Source organism: Streptomyces sp. NPDC050504 (genome assembly GCF_044458065.1).
Classification (GTDB): domain Bacteria; phylum Actinomycetota; class Actinomycetes; order Streptomycetales; family Streptomycetaceae; genus Streptomyces.
Map to the genome: position 1 here is coordinate 190,808 of NZ_JBITHO010000003.1, position 15,438 is coordinate 206,245.

Here is a 15,438-nt window from a genome sequence, read left to right on the forward strand (position 1 = left end):
GCCGGGGGGGGGCGCACCGGCCCGCGCACCGTGCCGCGCGAGCTCCCGGAACGCGGTGTCCAGGGTCTTCTGCCTCTGGTCCCCTTCCCGTACGCCCGTACGATGGACGGGGACCCGGCAGGGCCCCAGCGTCGTACCTAGGAGAAAACGTCGTGGCTGACGAGCTCAACCCGGAGACCCCGGAGACCGAAGAAGAGCCGATCAAGCAGCGGAAGAACGGCCTGTACCCGGGCGTGTCCGACGAGCTTGCCGAGTCCATGAAGTCCGGCTGGGCCGACACCGAGCTGACCGGCCTCGCGCCGATCGCGCAGGCCGAGCACACCGCGGCCCGCCGCGCCGCGCTCTCCGCGCGCTTCCCCGGCGAGCGCCTCGTCATCCCCTCGGGCAACCTGAAGACCCGCTCGAACGACACCGAGTACGCCTTCCGCGCCTCGACCGAGTACGCCTACCTGACCGGCGACCAGACGCACGACGGCGTGCTGGTGCTGGAGCCGAAGAGCCCCGCGGGTGCGGACGGCCACGAGGCCACGATCTACCTGCTGCCGCGCTCCAACCGCGAGAACGGCGAGTTCTGGCTCGACGGCCAGGGCGAGCTGTGGGTCGGCCGCCGCAACTCCCTCGCCGAGGCCGAGCAGCTGCTCGGGCTCCCCGCGAAGGACGTCCGCGAGCTGGCCGAGGCGCTGAAGGAGGCCACGGGCCCGGTGCGCGCCGTGCGCGGGCACGACGCGGGCATCGAGGCCGCGCTGACCGACAAGGTCACCGCCGAGCGCGACGAGGAGCTGCGGGTCTACCTCTCCGAGGCGCGCCTGGTGAAGGACGCCTTCGAGATCGCCGAGCTCCAGAAGGCCTGCGACGCCACCGCGCGCGGCTTCGAGGACGTCGTGAAGGTCCTCGACAAGGCCGAGGCGACCAGCGAGCGCTACATCGAGGGCACGTTCTTCCTGCGCGCCCGCGTCGAGGGCAACGACATCGGCTACGGCTCCATCTGCGCCGCGGGCCCGCACGCCACCACCCTGCACTGGGTGCGCAACGACGGCCCGGTCCGCTCCGGCGACCTGCTGCTGCTCGACGCCGGCGTGGAGACCACCGAGCTCTACACCGCCGACGTGACCCGCACGCTGCCGATCAACGGCACCTTCACGCCGCTCCAGCGCAAGATCTACGACGCGGTGTACGAGGCCCAGGAGGCGGGCATCGCCGCCGTCAAGCCGGGCGGGGAGTTCCGCGACTTCCACGACGCCGCGCAGCGCGTGCTCGCCACCAAGCTGGTCGAGTGGGGCCTGCTGGGCGACCTGGACGTGGAGAAGGTCCTGGAGCTGGGCCTCCAGCGCCGCTGGACGCTGCACGGCACGGGCCACATGCTCGGCATGGACGTCCACGACTGCGCCGCCGCGCGCACCGAGTCGTACGTCAACGGCATCCTGGAGCCCGGCGTCTGCCTGACCGTCGAGCCGGGCCTGTACTTCCAGGCCGACGACCTGAGCGTGCCGGAGGAGTACCGCGGCATCGGCGTCCGGATCGAGGACGACATCCTGGTCACCGAGGACGGCAACGTGAACCTCTCCGCCGCGCTGCCGCGCCGCTCGGACGAGGTCGAGGCGTGGATGGCCGCGCTCAAGGGCTGATCCGCCGGACCGCGCCGGGAGGGCGCGCCGCTCGGGACGTCACACGACGCCGAGCAGCGCGCCCTCCCGCCATTTGAGGATCTTGTCGAAGCTGACCACGGCGCCCTGCCCCGGCCTGCTCCTGAAGTGGACGTGGTCGGCGAGCTGTTCGATCAGACAGAGCCCGCGGCCGCTCTCCTCGCTCTCGTGGGCCGGGGCCCGGCCCCGGCGCGGGGCGAAGCCCGGCCCCGAGTCGGCCACCTCGATGCGGCACTTCTCGCCGTCGAGGTACGCCGTCACCCGGTACGCCTCCGAGTAGCCGCCCTCCGCGCCGTCCCCGCCGTGCTCGACCGCGTTGGCGCACGCCTCGCTGAGCGCGACCGACAGGTCGAAGGAGACTTCCGGGTCCACCCCGGCCGTCTCCATGGCACCGAGCAGGAGACGGCGGGCGAGCGGCACGCTCGCCGCCTCGCGCCGCAAGTGGAGGGACCACCAGATGCTCATGCTTCGGCCTCCTGGCTGCGGCTCGACATATCGATACGTATTGCCGCTGTACGCCCTCCGTAAGCCCCCGGTCGGCGTGAGAGCGCTCATACGGCGGATGTGCGCGCGCCGTGCGCTGGTGTAGGGCGGCGGGGGACAGAGCCGACGTTCCGGACCTGCCGCGTGAACGGGTGGGGCGCAGTGCGATGATGGCCCCGCCATGTCGACCCCCCTCGTCCACCCCGCCGCGCGCGCCGGTGCCGGACTGCGACTGCTGAGGGCCACGGTGTTCACCGCGGTCTGCGTCGTGCTGTCCGCGACCGGACACGTGCTGGCCGCCTGCGCGGCCGTGCCGTGGTGGACGCTGCTCGTGGGATTCGTCGGGATGTTCGCGGTGGTGACGCTGCTGGCCGGGCGGGAACGCTCCCTGGGCCAGATCGTGGCGGCCATGGTCGCAGGTCAGCTCGCGCTGCACGCGCTCTTCGGCGTCGGGCAGCGGCACGCGGGCCTCGACGCCGCGGCCGCCGGCGCGGGCGGTTCGGGCGGCGACTCGTTCGTCCGGCTCGCCGCCAAGCTCGTCTGCGGCGCCGGGCCCGCGCAGATCGACCCGATCGAGGCGCGGCGCATCGTCACGGACGCCGGGCTCTCCCCCGCGCAGGGCGCGGGACACACCGCCCACCAGGCGTCAGCGGCCGCGGGACAGGCCGCGCACCAGGCGTCCGCCGCGGTCGCCGGGGGCGTGCTGCCCAGCCTCTCCATGGTGCTGGGCCACCTGCTGGCCGCGCTGGTGACGGGCTGGCTGCTGCGGCGCGGCGAGGTCGCGCTGTTCCGCGTCGCCCGGCTGTCGGCCGCTTCGGCCGGTGCCCTCGCACAGGGGGCCAGGCTGCGGGCGCTGCGCACCGCGCTCGCGCTGGTGCGGGTGCTGCGCGCCGGACTGGCCGGTGCCCCGCGGGGCCCGCGGGCGCCGCGCACCGCGCTCGACGCGCCCCTGCCGTCGCCGGGGAACCCGCTCCAGCACGCGGTGACCAGGCGCGGTCCGCCCGCTCGCGCGTACCGCCTCGCAGCCTGACGCGACGCCCAGCACTCCGTACGGGATTGGATTCCGTACGACAGGGGGAGCGGTGTCGCGATGCCGTCGCGCACCCGCGCGCCGGACCACCCACCCTCCCTTCTTCCGCGGAGTGTTTCTGCCATGAACGTTTCCCGTATCGCGGTGGCGGGCTCGGTCGCCGCGTCGACCGTCCTGCTCCTCGCCGGCCCCGCCGTCGCGCACGTCAGCGTGCAGCCGCAGGGCGAGGCCGCCAAGGGCGGCTACGCCACCATCAACTTCAAGGTGCCCAACGAGCGCGACAAGGCGTCGACCAACAAGCTCGAAGTGTCCTTCCCCGTCACCGAGCACCCGCTGGCCTCCGTGATGCCGCAGCCGGTCCCCGGCTGGACCGTCAAGGTCGAGAAGGCCAAGCTCGCCAAGCCGCTGGAGATCCACGGCAAGAAGATCACCGAGGCCGTCTCCAAGGTCACCTGGACCGGCGGCAAGATCGGCCCCGGCGAGTTCCAGCAGTTCCCGCTCTCCGTCGGCCAGCTCCCCGAGGACGCCGACGAGCTGGTCTTCAAGGCGCTCCAGACGTACGACAACAACGAGGTCGTGCGCTGGATCGAGGTGCCGCAGGGCGACAAGGAGCCGGCCCTGCCCGCCCCCGTGCTCAAACTGAGCGCCGCGTCCGACGACCACCACGGCGGCGGTGCCAAGGGTGCCGAGGCCAAGGACGAGAAGAGCGAGAAGGGCGAGAAGGACGCGCACGCCGAGGAGTCGGCCTCGTCCGACGACGGCGACAGCAGCGACACCACCGCCCGCGCCCTCGGCATCGCCGGCATCGTCGTCGGCGTCGCGGGGCTCGCCTTCGGTTTCGTTGCCTCCCGTCGGCGCGCCCGAGCCTGACGTTCCCCTCCTCGACTGGGATACCTCTTTCATGCACAAGAAGTCTCTGGCGGCCGCCGCTTTCGCGGTGGCGGCCGCTCTCACCCTGTCCGCCTGCGGGTCGGACGACGGCGACAAGAAGTCGAAGTCACCGGTGGCCGACGTCGTCACGACGCAGTCGAACAAGGCCGCGACCGTCCTCGACCGGCCGTTCACCAAGCCCGACTTCGTCCTGACGGACACCTCGGGCAAGAAGTTCGACTTCCGCGAGCGGACCAAGGGCAAGCCGACGCTGATCTACTTCGGCTACACCAACTGCCCCGACGTCTGCCCGATGACGATGGGCAACATCGCCGTCGCCAGGAAGGCACTGCCCGCGGCCGACCAGAAGAACCTCCAGGTCGTCATGGTCACCACCGACCCGATCAGGGACACCCCGGCGTCCCTGGGCAAGTGGCTCAAGGGCATGGGCACCACCGATTTCATCGGCCTCACCGGCGACTTCCCGACCATCCAGGCCGGGGCCAGGCAGCTCGGCATCGGCATCGACCCGCCGAAGAAGGAGAAGGACGGCTCGATCACCTCGATGCACGGCGCCCAGGTCATCGCGTTCTCCCCGAAGACCGACCAGGGGTACGTCCTGTACGGCGAGGACACCACGCCCGAGGACTACACCAAGGACCTGCCGAAGATCGTCAAGGGGGAGAACCCGTGAACCGCCGCACCACCCTCGTCACCGCCGCGATAGCCACCCTCACCACAGGGCTGGCGCTGACGGGTTGCTCCACCTCTGATTCGGACGCGAAGAGCAAGCCCGAGCTGAAGGTCAGCGACGCCTTCATGCCGCAGCCCGTCGGCGACATGGCAGGCGGCTTCCTCACCGTCAAGAACAGCGGGGGCACCGCCGACAAGCTCACTTCCGTCACCAGCCCGCTCTCCGACGACGTCCAGATCCACGAGACCAAGGACCAGAAGATGCGGCGGGTGGAGTCCTTCGACATCCCCGCGAACGGCGAGCTCAAGCTGGAGCGCGGCGGCAGCCACATCATGTTCATGAAGATCAAGGAGCAGCCGAAGAAGGGCCAGAAGGTCACCGTCGAGCTGCACTTCGAGAAGTCCGACCCGGTCAAGCTCGAACTGCCGGTGATGGAGCAGACGCACACCTCCAAGCAGCACCAGCACTGACAGGGAGGACCATCCCCCGATGATCACGACGGCCACCGCCCCGCGCTTCGGACATCCGGCGCTCCTCGCGGCCGCGCTGCTCGGCGCGCTGCTCGCACTGTTCGCCGGTGCGGGCCCCGCGTCCGCGCACGCCGCCCTCACCGGGAGCGACCCGAAGGACGGGGCGGTGGTCGCCACCGCTCCCAAGGCGGTCACGCTCACCTTCTCCGAGCAGATCGCCATGGACGGCGAGTCGATCCGGGTCCTGGACCCGACCGGCAAGCGCGCCGACACCGGCGAGCTGCGCGACATGTGCAGCGGCTCGGTCATCAAGTACGGCGTGAACCTGCGCGCCGGGCTCGCCGACGGCACGTACACCGTGGCCTGGCAGGCGGTCTCGGCCGACAGCCACCCGGTGTCCGGGGCCTTCACCTTCTCCATCGGCGCCCCTTCGAGCACCGCCGTCGACCTCCCCGACCAGGTGGCGGGCGGCGGCCTCGTCGGCCGGCTCTACGACGCCGCGCGCTACGCCTCGTACGCCGGGTTCGTGCTGCTCGTCGGCGGCGCGGCCTTCGTGCTGGCCTGCTGGCGGCGCGGGGCGGGGGAGCGGCCCGTGCAGCGGCTCGTCGTCCGGGGCTGGGTGACGATCACCGCGGCCACGCTGGCGATGCTGCTGCTGCGCCACCCCTACACCTCGTCCGGGCAGCTGGGCGACGCCTTCGACCTCGACGGGCTCAAGGCGGTCCTGGAGACCAAGACCGGTGCCGCGCTCGTCTCGCGGCTGCTGCTGCTCGGCGCCGCCGCGCTGTTCGTGGCCGTGCTCTTCGGGGCGTACGCCCGGCGGGAGGACCCGAAGGAGAAGCAGGACCTCACCTTCGGTCTGGCGATCGGCGGCGGTGTCGTCGCCGCCGGGATCGCCGGGACCTGGGCGCTCTCCGAGCACGCGTCGACCGGCATCCAGCCGGGCGTCGCCATGCCGGTGGACGTGCTCCATCTGCTGGCCGTCGCCGTCTGGCTGGGCGGGCTCGCCGCGCTGCTGGTGGCGCTGTACAAGGTGCCCTCGATCGAGGGTTCGGCGGTACGGAACTTCTCGCGCGTCGCGTTCGGCAGCGTCGTCGCGCTCACCGCGACCGGGCTCTACCAGTCGTGGCGGCAGGTCGGCTCGTGGTCGGCGCTGACCGGCACGGAGTACGGGCAGCTGCTGCTGGTCAAGGTCGCCCTGGTCGCCCTGATGGTCGGCGTCGCGTGGTTCTCGCGGCGCTGGACGGGCCGGCTCGGCGAGCAGACGGTGACGGAGTCGGAGTCGGAGTCGGAGTCGGAGTCGGAGTCGGAGTCGGAAGAGCAGGAGGACGCGGCGACGGGCGAGGAGGCCCGGGAGCGCGAGCCGGTCTCCGTGCCCGCGTCCGCCGATGCCTCCGCCGGGACCGCCGCTTCCGACACCACTCCCGACGCCGACCCCGAGCGCGCCGCGCAGCTCGCCCGGCAGCGCGCCGCCCTCGACGCCGTACGCAGCAAGAAGATCCGCGACGCGGACCCGGTCCGTTCCGGGCTGCGCCGCTCGGTCCTCATGGAGGCGTCCGTCGCGGTGGTGCTGCTCGCGGTGACCACCGTGCTGACGTCCACCGAGCCGGGCCGCACCGAGGAGGAGGCCGCGGCCGCCACCTCGGCCGGTCGGTCCCAGCCCGCCGTGCCCGACCGCCCGGTCAACATCTCGCTGCCGTTCGACACCGGGGGCGCGGACGGCAAGGGCACCGTACGGCTCAGCCTCGACCCGGGCCGCACCGGCCTCAACCAGCTCCACGTCTGGGTCGACCGCGCCAACGGCAAGCCGTTCGACGTCCCCGAGGTGCAGGTCGCCCTCACCCTGGAGGACAAGGAGATCGGCCCGCTGCCGGTCGCCCCCGACCGGATCGCGACCGGGCACTGGACCGCCAAGGGCGTCCAGCTCCCGATGCCGGGCGACTGGAAGATCGCCGTGACGGTCCGGACGTCGGACATCGACCAGACCACCATCGACAAGAACGTGAAGATCGGCTGACCTGCATCGTGACCGCGAACGAGACTGCGAACGAGACCAAGAACGACCCCGTGAGCAACGGCGGGAAGGGCCCCGCGGCCGGTACCGCGAACGACGGCGGCCTCTCCCGGCGCGGGCTGCTGGCCCGCACCGGCGCCGCGGGCGCGGCCGGAGCGGTGCTCGGCGCGGCCGGCAGCTCGTACGTCTACAGCGCGCTGGACGGCTCGGGGCGCAAGGAGAAGGACGACGGCCGGGCGGGCACCGCGCTCTCCACGGTGGGCTCGACGCGGGCGATGTTTCACGGGAAACATCAGTCCGGCATCCTCGACCCGTCCCAGGCGCACGGCCATCTGACCGCGTTCGACCTGGTGCCGGGCGCGGGCCGCAAGGAGGCGGTGGCCCTGCTGCGCCGCTGGTCGGCGGTGGCCGAGCAGCTGATGGCCGGAGAGCGGACCGCGCAGGACACCGGGGTCGCGCTGGACGCGGGCCCCTCCTCGCTGACCGTCACCTTCGGCTTCGGCCACTCCTTCTTCGACCGTACGGGCCTGGCGGCGCACCGCCCGCGCCAGCTCGACCCGCTGCCCGACTTCTCCGCCGACCGGCTGGACGCCAAGCGCTCGGGCGGCGACCTCTGGGTGCAGATCGGGGCGAACGACGCCCTGGTCGCCTTCCACGCGCTGCGCGCGCTCCAGAAGGAGGCGGGGCAGGCGGCGAAGGTGCGCTGGCAGATGAAGGGGTTCAACCGCTCGCCCGGTGCGACGGCCTCCCCCATGACCTCGCGCAACCTGATGGGCCAGGTCGACGGCACCAACAACCCCAAGCCGGACGAGCCCGACTTCCAGCGGCGGGTCTTCGTCCCCGACGGCGGCGCCCCCGCCTGGATGGCGGGCGGCTCCTACGCGGTGGTGCGCCGGATCCGGATGCTCCTCGACGACTGGGAGCGGCTGCCGCTGGACGAGCAGGAGAAGGTGATCGGCCGCCGCAAGAAGGACGGCGCCCCGCTGACCGGCGGCACCGAGCGCACCCCGCTCGCGCTGGACGAGGCGGGCCCCGACGGCAAGCCGGTGATCCCGGCGGACGCCCACGCCAGGATCTCCGCGCCCGAGCAGAACGCGGGCGCCGCGATGCTGCGCAGGCCGTTCTCCTTCCACGACGGGCTCTCCCCCGACGGGACGCCGGACGCGGGGCTGCTCTTCGTCTGCTGGCAGGCTGACCCGCTGCGCGGCTTCGTGCCCGTGCAGCGCAAGCTCGACCGGGGCGACGCGCTGTCGCGGTTCGTCCGGCACGAGTCGAGCGGGCTGTTCGCGGTGCCGGGCGGGGCCGTGGAGGGGGAGTACGTGGGGCAGCGGCTGCTGGAGTCGTAGGGCCGCCGCAAGATCAATACGCGGTACGGCGCAGTGATCTTGCGGGGCCCATTAGGGTGACCGCATGTCAGCCACCCGCTACACCTATCTCGGCCCCGAGGGCACGTTCACCGAGGCCGCGCTGCGACAGCTGCCGGAGGCCGCCGCCCGCGAGCTCGTCCCCGCGGTCTCCGTCCCGGCGGCCCTGGACGCCGTGCGCAGCGGGGAGGCGGCAGCCGCCCTCGTACCGATCGAGAACTCGGTGGAGGGCGGCATCACCGCCACCATCGACCAGCTGGCGTCGGGCGAGCCGCTGATGATCTACCGCGAGGTGCTGCTCTCCATCACCTTCGCGCTGCTGGTGCGGCCCGGCACCGAGCTCTCGGACGTCAAGACGGTCACCGCGCACCCGGCGGCCCAGCCGCAGGTGCGCAAGTGGCTGGAGGCCAACCTCCCCGACGCGGTGTGGGAGTCGGCCGCGTCCAACGCGGACGGCGCCCGGCTGGTGCGGGAGGGGCGGTACGACGCGGCGTTCGCGGGCGAGTTCGCGGCGGCGACGTACGGGCTGGAGCCGCTGTTCACCGAGATCCACGACGCGCAGAACGCGCAGACGCGGTTCGTGCTGGTCGGCAGGCCCGCCCGGCCCGCGGCCCCGACCGGCGCCGACAAGACGTCCGTGGTCATCTGGCAGCGCGACGACCACCCGGGCGCCCTGCTCGAACTGCTCCAGGAGTTCGCGGTGCGCGGGGTGAACCTGATGCTGCTCCAGTCCCGTCCGACGGGCGAGGGCATCGGCAACTACTGCTTCGCGGTGGACGCCGAGGGGCACGTCTCGGAGCGGCGCGTCGGCGAGGCGCTGATGGGGCTGAAGCGGATCTGCCCCGAGGTGCGCTTCCTCGGCTCGTACCCGAGGGCCGGGGTCTCGCCCGACGAGGTGCGGGAGTTGCGGACGGGCACGTCGGACGAGGAGTTCCTGGCGGCATCGGACTGGCTGAAGCGCTGCGAAGACGGCCGAATCTGATCGGTCCTGACGGTTTAGGCCAGGCCTACCTGCTTATTTACGTTACCCACAGAAGTTATCCACAGGGCTGAGACTCGACCTGGGGACAAGTCGACAAGACGGGCCGACACAGTCGACAAATCGGCTCAGTGACCCCAGCTCCGTCCACAGGGTGACAGATCGGGCCACGTCACCCCTGCTCCACGGGTCAACTCTTCAGGGCGAGGAATTCCCACCCGAATGAGTGCGTGAGGGGGGTTTGAACAAGGGGATCGCGGCCTGGTCAACGGCTTTCGGAGCGATCAATTCCGAAGTCCACAGGTTTCTCGCACACCCTGTGGATAACATCCCGGCCCTGTGCATTCCTGTGGACAACCGGCGCCAACTGCCGCCTCCCGCACGGGAAGTACGTCAACCCGCCTGGCGCGTTCCGCACCCTCCCGGGGAATGACCGGGGGCGAATTGACGGTACCCGCGGGTATCCACAGGGGATTTCCCCTCACCATTCCGCATTATGGCGATATTGCAGCAATTCGGACATAGCGACACGCAAGGCAATATCGGTTCGAGCGCCGGAAGCGCCCACCGGTAGCCTGGTGGGGTGATTGACCTTCGCCTGCTCCGTGAGGACCCCGACCGTGTTCGCGCCTCCCAGCGCGCCCGTGGAGAGGACGTCGAGCTCGTCGACGCCCTGCTCTCCGCCGATGAGCGGCGCAGGTCGTCCGGCGTCCGCTTCGACGAACTCCGTTCCGAGCAGAAGTCGCTCGGCAAGCTGATCCCCAAGGCCGCGCCCGACGAGAAGGCCGGCCTCCTCAAGAAGGCCGGTGAACTCGCCGCCGCGGTCAAGGCCGCCGACGCCGAGCAGCACGAGGCCGACGAGGAGACCAAGGGCCTCCTGCTGCGCCTCGGCAACCTCGTCCACCCGGACGTGCCGGTCGGCGGCGAGGAGGACTTCACCGTCCTGGAGACGCACGGCACGATCCGCGACTTCGCGGCCGAGGGCTTCGAGCCCAAGGACCACCTGGAGCTCGGCGAGGCGCTGGGCGCCATCGACGTCGAGCGCGGCGCCAAGGTGTCGGGCTCGCGCTTCTACTACCTGACGGGCGTCGGCGCGCTCCTGGAGCTGGCCCTGGTCAACGCGGCCATCGCGCAGGCCACCGAGGCCGGTTTCACCCCGATGCTCACCCCCGCGCTGGTCCGCCCGCGCGCCATGGAGGGCACCGGCTTCCTCGGCCAGGCCGCCGAGAACGTGTACCACCTGGAGAAGGACGACTACTACCTCGTCGGCACGTCCGAGGTGCCCCTCGCGGCGTACCACATGGACGAGATCATCGACGCGGACAAGCTCCCGCTGCGCTACGCGGGCTTCTCGCCGTGCTTCCGCCGCGAGGCCGGCACGTACGGCAAGGACACCCGGGGCATCTTCCGCGTCCACCAGTTCGACAAGGTCGAGATGTTCTCGTACGTCGACCCGGCCGACGCGGCGAACGAGCACAAGCGCCTCCTGGACTGGGAGAAGCAGTGGCTGACCGGCCTCGAACTGCCCTTCCAGGTCATCGACGTGGCCACCGGCGACCTCGGCGCCTCCGCGTCCCGCAAGTTCGACTGCGAGGCGTGGATCCCGACCCAGGGCAAGTACCGCGAGCTGACCTCCGCGTCGAACTGCGACAGCTTCCAGGCGCGCCGCCTCTCCGTCCGGATGCGCGAGAGCGCGGACGGCAAGAGCAAGGTGCAGCCGCTGGCCACGCTCAACGGCACGCTCTGCGCCGTCCCGCGCACGATCGTGGCGATCCTGGAGAACCACCAGCTCGCCGACGGCTCGGTGCGCGTGCCTGAGGTCCTCCGCCCCTACCTGGGCGGCCGTGAGGTCCTGGAGCCGATCGCCAAGTGAGCACCACCGCTCCCTTTCCGTACAAACTGATCGCGACCGATCTGGACGGGACGCTGCTGCGCTCCGACGGGACGGTCTCGCGGCGCACCCGCGACGCGCTCGTCGCCGCCACGGCGACGGGCGCCGCGCACATCGTCGTGACCGGCCGGTCGGTGGCCTGGACCCGGCACATCCTCGACGACCTCGGGTACGAGGGCCTCGCGGTGTGCGGACAGGGCGCGCAGGTCTACCACGCGGGCGAGCACCGGCTTTTGACCTCGGTGACGCTGGACCGGCAGCTCGCCGGTCTCGCGCTCTCCAAGGTCGAGGCGGAGGTCGGGCCGCTCGCGCTGGCCGCCAGCCGCGACGGGCTCGACGGCGAGGTGCTGGTCGGCCCCGGCTACCGGGTGCAGGAGGGGCCGCTGCCCGTCGTGCCCTTCGAGGACCCGGCCGAGCTGTGGGCCGCCCCGCTGAACAAGGTGTACGTCCAGCACCCCGGGCTCTCCGACGACGCGCTCGCGCGGATCACGCGCGAGGCCGTGGGCAACCTGGTGGACGTGGTCATGGCGGGCGAGGGGATCGTGGAGATCCTGCCGCTCGGGCTGAGCAAGGCGACGGGGCTCTCGCTGGCCGCGCGGCGGCTCGGCGTGAAGGCCGCGGACACGATCGCGTTCGGCGACATGCCCAACGACATCCCGATGTTCGGCTGGGCGCAGCACGGCGTGGCGATGGCCAACGCGCACGACGACCTGAAGGCCGTCGCGCACGAGATCACCGCGTCGAACGAGCACGACGGGATCGCGGTGGTCCTGGAGCAGCTGCTCGGCGGCTGACGCACGCCCCGGATCACGTGGGTGGGGCGGCCTCGCGCGGTGCGCGGAACGGCCGCCCCCGGACGGGCCCCGCGGGCGGCTCGGCGGAGTGAGGTGATTACTCCGGTGCCTGCCCGGGGCCGTCCTTGTCGGGAACGCGGCGGACTCGTGATGCCGGTCGTCGCCGCGCTCCTCTCCCGGTCTTCCGTGCCGTCCGGCGCGTGCCCGGACCAGCCCAACCACTGTGCCCGGGGCGGCCGTTGGGCGCCACCCGTTTTTTCGCCCGCACCTCGTCGGCGCACAGTTGTAGGATGACTGGGCAACCGGGTGATTGGGGAAATTCAGATGGCGCTGCGGGCCGCGGGACGCCAGTCCCTCGTGGACACCGTCGTCGACCAGCTGCGCGCGCAGCTGACCTCGGGGGAGTGGTCCGTCGGCGACCGCATCCCCACCGAGCACGACCTCGCCGAGCAGCTGGGCGTGGGCCGCAACACCGTGCGCGAGGCGGTCCGGGTGCTGGTGCACGCGGGGCTCCTGGAATCGCGGCAGGGCAACGGCACCTTCGTGCGGTCGACGGCCGACCCGTCCGCCGTCCTGCGCGGGATCCGGCACGCCGGGGCGCTGGACGTGCTGGAGCTGCGGGTCGCCCTGGAGGCGGAGGCCGCCAGGCTGGCCGCCGCGCGGCGCGACGCCCACGACCTGCTGCGGCTGCGGGCGGCCCTGGTGACGCTGCACGAGGAGGGGGACCGGGCGGCCGACGCCGACGTCGCCTTCCACCAGGGCGTCGTGGAGGCGACGCACAACGCGGCGTTCGTCGAGGTGTACCGCTTCTTCTCGGTCCAGGTCCACGAGTCCCTGGCCGAGGCGCTGGGCGACCACGAGATGCCGCCGATCGACCTGGCCGCGCACACCGCGCTGGTCGACGCCGTCGAGGCGGGCGACGCGGCGGCCGCCGAGCGGGTCGCGCGCGAGCTGCTGCGGGGCCCCATGGAAGCCCTGGCGGCACTGGCGGCACTGGCGGCCCTGGAAGCGCCGACGGGGCCGGCCGCACCGGCAGGGCCGACCGCACCGGCGGGGCCCGCGGCCCCGTAGGAACCGCCCGCTCCCCCACGTACGAGACCTTCGAGCCTTGAAGAGAGGCGGCAGCCTTGTCACGCCCGGATTCCGACCGGCTCCTCCTGGACGCGGAGGCCGACGTCCGGCCCTCGCCCCGCGCGGCGGCGGCCCGCCGAGCGCTGCTGGCGCACCCGGCGCTGCTCCTCGTCGGGATCGTGCTGGCCTCGCTCAACATGCGGGCGGCGCTGGCCAGCGTCTCGCCGCTGGTCGGTGAGATCGGCGAGGGCTTCGGGCTCTCCTCGACCGCGACCTCGCTGATCACGTCCGTGCCGGTGCTCTTCCTGGGGCTCGGCGCGCTGGTCGCGCCCTGGCTGGCGCGGCGGTTCGGCACCGAGCCGGTGCTCCTCGCCGCGCTGGTGCTGCTCGGCGTCGGCATCCTGGTGCGGGTCGTGCCGTCGGTCTTCGCGGTGTACGGCGGCGGGGTGCTGGTCGGCACGGCGATCGCGCTGCTCAACGTGTTGATGCCGGGGCTGATCAAACGGGACTTCCCGGACCGGGCCGCCGCGATGACCTCGGTCTACACGGGCGCGATGATCGCGGGCGCGACGGTGGCGGCCGCCGCGTCCGTGCCGCTGGAGAAGGCGTTCGGCGGGTCGTGGGAGGCGTCGCTCGCCTGCTGGTCGCTGCTGGCGGCGCTCGCGGCCGCGGCCTGGCTGCCGCAGGTGCTGATCGCGCGCGGGCGCACCGGCCACGAGGTGCGCGCCTCCCCCGCGGGCGGCGCCCCGGCCGGGAGCGTGTGGCGCTCGGCACTGGCCTGGCAGGTGACGCTCTTCATGGGGCTCCAGTCCCTGTGGACGTACGTCCTGATCGCCTGGATGCCGACGATCCTCACGGACGCCGGGATGGACCGGTCGGCCGCGGGCGTGGTCTTCGCCTTCAACAACCTGATGCAGGTCGCGGGCGCCTTCGGGGTGCCGCTCCTCGCGGGCCGGATGCGCGGCCAGCGCCCGCTGGTGGTGCTGGTGACGTCGCTGGTGGGGGCGGGGTACGTGGGGCTGATGGTGGCTCCGGCGGCCGCGCCCTGGTTGCCCTGGCTCTGGTCGGCGGTCCTGGGCGTCGGGCAGGGCGGCGCGGTCGGGCTGGCGCTGACGATGATCGTGCTGCGCTCGGGGGACGCGCTGACGGCGGCGCGGCTGTCCGGGATGGCGCAGACGGTGGGCTACCTGCTGGCGGCGGCCGGTCCGCTCGCGGCGGGCGCGGTCTACCAGGCGACGGGCAGCTGGACCGTACCGATCGCGCTGGTGCTCGGCGTGTGCGCGGCGGCGCTCGTGGTGGGCCTCTTCGCGGCCCGCGACCGGAAGGTCTGAGGACCCGCACGGGTACGGGGTACGGGGAAGGGGCGGCCGCCCCCCGTGGACGGCCGCCCCTTCCCCGTACCGGCGGGGCCTACTCCTCGCCCGCCAGGGTCAGCGTGCGCAGCTTCTGCCCCGCGTACCAGGTCGCGACGCCCGTCACGCCCGCGAGCAGCACCACGGCCAGCGGCAGCCCGACGTCCGAGGTGATCAGGCCGTCCCCGCCGGTGACCTTCTCGGCGACCGCGAGCGACCACTGCTGGACGCTGAGCGTGCGGGCGCCCGCCACCAGGCTGCCGAACAGGGCCTCCCAGACCAGCGCGTAGACCAGGCCGATGACCACCGCGTGCCTGCTGACCGTGCCCAGCAGCAGGAACAGCGCGCTGTACGCGATGGAGGCGACCAGCGCGGCGACGGTGTACGCGACGGCGACCTGCTGGCCGTTGCCGTTCAGGACGAATCCGGCGATCGCGGTGGGAAGCGCGGAGAAGACCATCGTCACGGCGATCGCGACGGTCAGTTTGGTGAGGATGATCGTCGGGCGCTTCACCGGCTTGGAGAGCAGGTAGACGATCGAGCCGTCGTCGATCTCGGGGCCGATCGCGCCCGTGCCCGCGATGACGCCGATCAGCGGCACCATCGTGGCGAGCGCGAAGCCGCCCAGCACGTTGGCCGCCGTCTGGTCGTCGGCGCCGCTCAGCATGCGCACCGCAACCGAGATCAGGATCAGCAGCGCGGGCAGGGCGAAGAGGATCAGCGCTCGGCGGCGGCCGAGGAGCGCGCGGTAGGTGAGCCGGGCGACTGTGGGGTCGTACATGG

At 72.4% G+C, this 15,438-nt stretch carries 14 protein-coding genes; 12 read left to right on the plus strand and 2 right to left on the minus strand.

Annotation, left to right across the window (positions count from 1 at the left end; all coding sequences use genetic code 11):
• Positions 1–152 precede the first annotated feature (152 nt).
• Positions 153–1,625, plus strand: coding sequence for an aminopeptidase P family protein (locus ACIBNE_RS12185; protein WP_399271432.1), 1,473 nt, complete (start codon positions 153–155; stop codon positions 1,623–1,625).
• A 39-nt stretch (positions 1,626–1,664) separates the two neighbouring features.
• On the opposite strand, the gene ACIBNE_RS12190 is transcribed toward ACIBNE_RS12185, so the two are convergent.
• Positions 1,665–2,108, minus strand: a complete 444-nt coding sequence (locus ACIBNE_RS12190) for an ATP-binding protein (RefSeq protein WP_399271433.1) — start codon at positions 2,106–2,108, stop codon at positions 1,665–1,667.
• A gap of 199 nt (positions 2,109–2,307) precedes the next feature.
• Here ACIBNE_RS12190 and ACIBNE_RS12195 point away from each other — a divergent pair, with 199 nt between their 5' ends.
• The 11 genes from ACIBNE_RS12195 (at position 2,308) to ACIBNE_RS12245 (ending at position 14,634) form a co-directional block, all read left to right on the plus strand.
• A complete protein-coding gene (locus tag ACIBNE_RS12195) occupies positions 2,308–3,156 on the plus strand; it encodes a hypothetical protein (protein WP_399271434.1) in 849 nt (282 codons plus the stop codon).
• Between the two features lie 123 nt (positions 3,157–3,279).
• Entirely contained in the window at positions 3,280–4,026 is a 747-nt protein-coding gene (locus ACIBNE_RS12200; RefSeq protein ID WP_399271435.1) for a YcnI family protein, read from the plus strand.
• A gap of 31 nt (positions 4,027–4,057) precedes the next feature.
• On the plus strand, positions 4,058–4,720 hold the full coding sequence (locus ACIBNE_RS12205) for an SCO family protein (RefSeq protein WP_399271436.1): 663 nt from the start codon (positions 4,058–4,060) through the stop codon (positions 4,718–4,720).
• Positions 4,717–5,190, plus strand: coding sequence for a copper chaperone PCu(A)C (locus tag ACIBNE_RS12210; protein WP_399271437.1), 474 nt, complete (start codon positions 4,717–4,719; stop codon positions 5,188–5,190). The genes ACIBNE_RS12205 and ACIBNE_RS12210 overlap by 4 nt, the downstream gene beginning before the upstream one ends.
• Before the next feature lie 19 nt (positions 5,191–5,209).
• Positions 5,210–7,207 (plus strand): copper resistance CopC/CopD family protein, encoded by a 1,998-nt coding sequence (locus tag ACIBNE_RS12215; protein WP_399271438.1) that lies wholly within the window; start codon positions 5,210–5,212, stop codon positions 7,205–7,207.
• 50 nt (positions 7,208–7,257) lie between these two features.
• A complete protein-coding gene (gene efeB, locus ACIBNE_RS12220) occupies positions 7,258–8,550 on the plus strand; it encodes an iron uptake transporter deferrochelatase/peroxidase subunit (RefSeq protein ID WP_399271659.1) in 1,293 nt (430 codons plus the stop codon).
• A gap of 64 nt (positions 8,551–8,614) precedes the next feature.
• The gene (gene pheA, locus ACIBNE_RS12225; RefSeq protein ID WP_399271439.1) at positions 8,615–9,550 is read left to right on the plus strand and encodes a prephenate dehydratase; all 936 of its coding nucleotides are present in this window, start codon (positions 8,615–8,617) and stop codon (positions 9,548–9,550) included.
• 580 nt (positions 9,551–10,130) lie between these two features.
• A complete protein-coding gene (gene serS / locus ACIBNE_RS12230; protein WP_399271440.1) occupies positions 10,131–11,420 on the plus strand; it encodes a serine--tRNA ligase in 1,290 nt (429 codons plus the stop codon).
• Positions 11,417–12,232, plus strand: a complete 816-nt coding sequence (locus tag ACIBNE_RS12235; protein ID WP_399271441.1) for an HAD family hydrolase — start codon at positions 11,417–11,419, stop codon at positions 12,230–12,232. The genes serS and ACIBNE_RS12235 overlap by 4 nt, the downstream gene beginning before the upstream one ends.
• A gap of 324 nt (positions 12,233–12,556) precedes the next feature.
• Positions 12,557–13,303 carry a FadR/GntR family transcriptional regulator gene (locus ACIBNE_RS12240; protein WP_399271442.1) on the plus strand — a complete coding sequence of 249 codons (747 nt, stop codon included), beginning with the start codon at positions 12,557–12,559 and terminating at the stop codon, positions 13,301–13,303.
• Positions 13,304–13,359: 56 nt separating this feature from the next.
• Positions 13,360–14,634, plus strand: coding sequence for a CynX/NimT family MFS transporter (locus tag ACIBNE_RS12245; protein WP_399271443.1), 1,275 nt, complete (start codon positions 13,360–13,362; stop codon positions 14,632–14,634).
• A 79-nt stretch (positions 14,635–14,713) separates the two neighbouring features.
• Here ACIBNE_RS12245 and ACIBNE_RS12250 read toward each other — a convergent pair whose 3' ends face one another.
• Positions 14,714–15,436 carry an ABC transporter permease gene (locus tag ACIBNE_RS12250; RefSeq protein WP_399271444.1) on the minus strand — a complete coding sequence of 241 codons (723 nt, stop codon included), beginning with the start codon at positions 15,434–15,436 and terminating at the stop codon, positions 14,714–14,716.
• Between the last annotated feature and the right edge of the window lie 2 nt (positions 15,437–15,438).

Bases quoted from the DNA above. Each gene is read 5' to 3' on its own strand.
- ACIBNE_RS12190 (WP_399271433.1), bottom strand. From the start codon at position 2,108: ATGAGCATCTGGTGGTCCCTCCACTTGCGGCGCGAGGCGGCGAGCGTG.
- ACIBNE_RS12195 (WP_399271434.1), top strand. From the start codon at position 2,308: ATGTCGACCCCCCTCGTCCACCCCGCCGCGCGCGCCGGTGCCGGACTG.
- ACIBNE_RS12200 (WP_399271435.1), top strand. From the start codon at position 3,280: ATGAACGTTTCCCGTATCGCGGTGGCGGGCTCGGTCGCCGCGTCGACC.
- ACIBNE_RS12205 (WP_399271436.1), top strand. From the start codon at position 4,058: ATGCACAAGAAGTCTCTGGCGGCCGCCGCTTTCGCGGTGGCGGCCGCT.
- ACIBNE_RS12215 (WP_399271438.1), top strand. From the start codon at position 5,210: ATGATCACGACGGCCACCGCCCCGCGCTTCGGACATCCGGCGCTCCTC.
- pheA (WP_399271439.1), top strand. From the start codon at position 8,615: ATGTCAGCCACCCGCTACACCTATCTCGGCCCCGAGGGCACGTTCACC.
- ACIBNE_RS12240 (WP_399271442.1), top strand. From the start codon at position 12,557: ATGGCGCTGCGGGCCGCGGGACGCCAGTCCCTCGTGGACACCGTCGTC.
- ACIBNE_RS12250 (WP_399271444.1), bottom strand. From the start codon at position 15,436: ATGTACGACCCCACAGTCGCCCGGCTCACCTACCGCGCGCTCCTCGGC.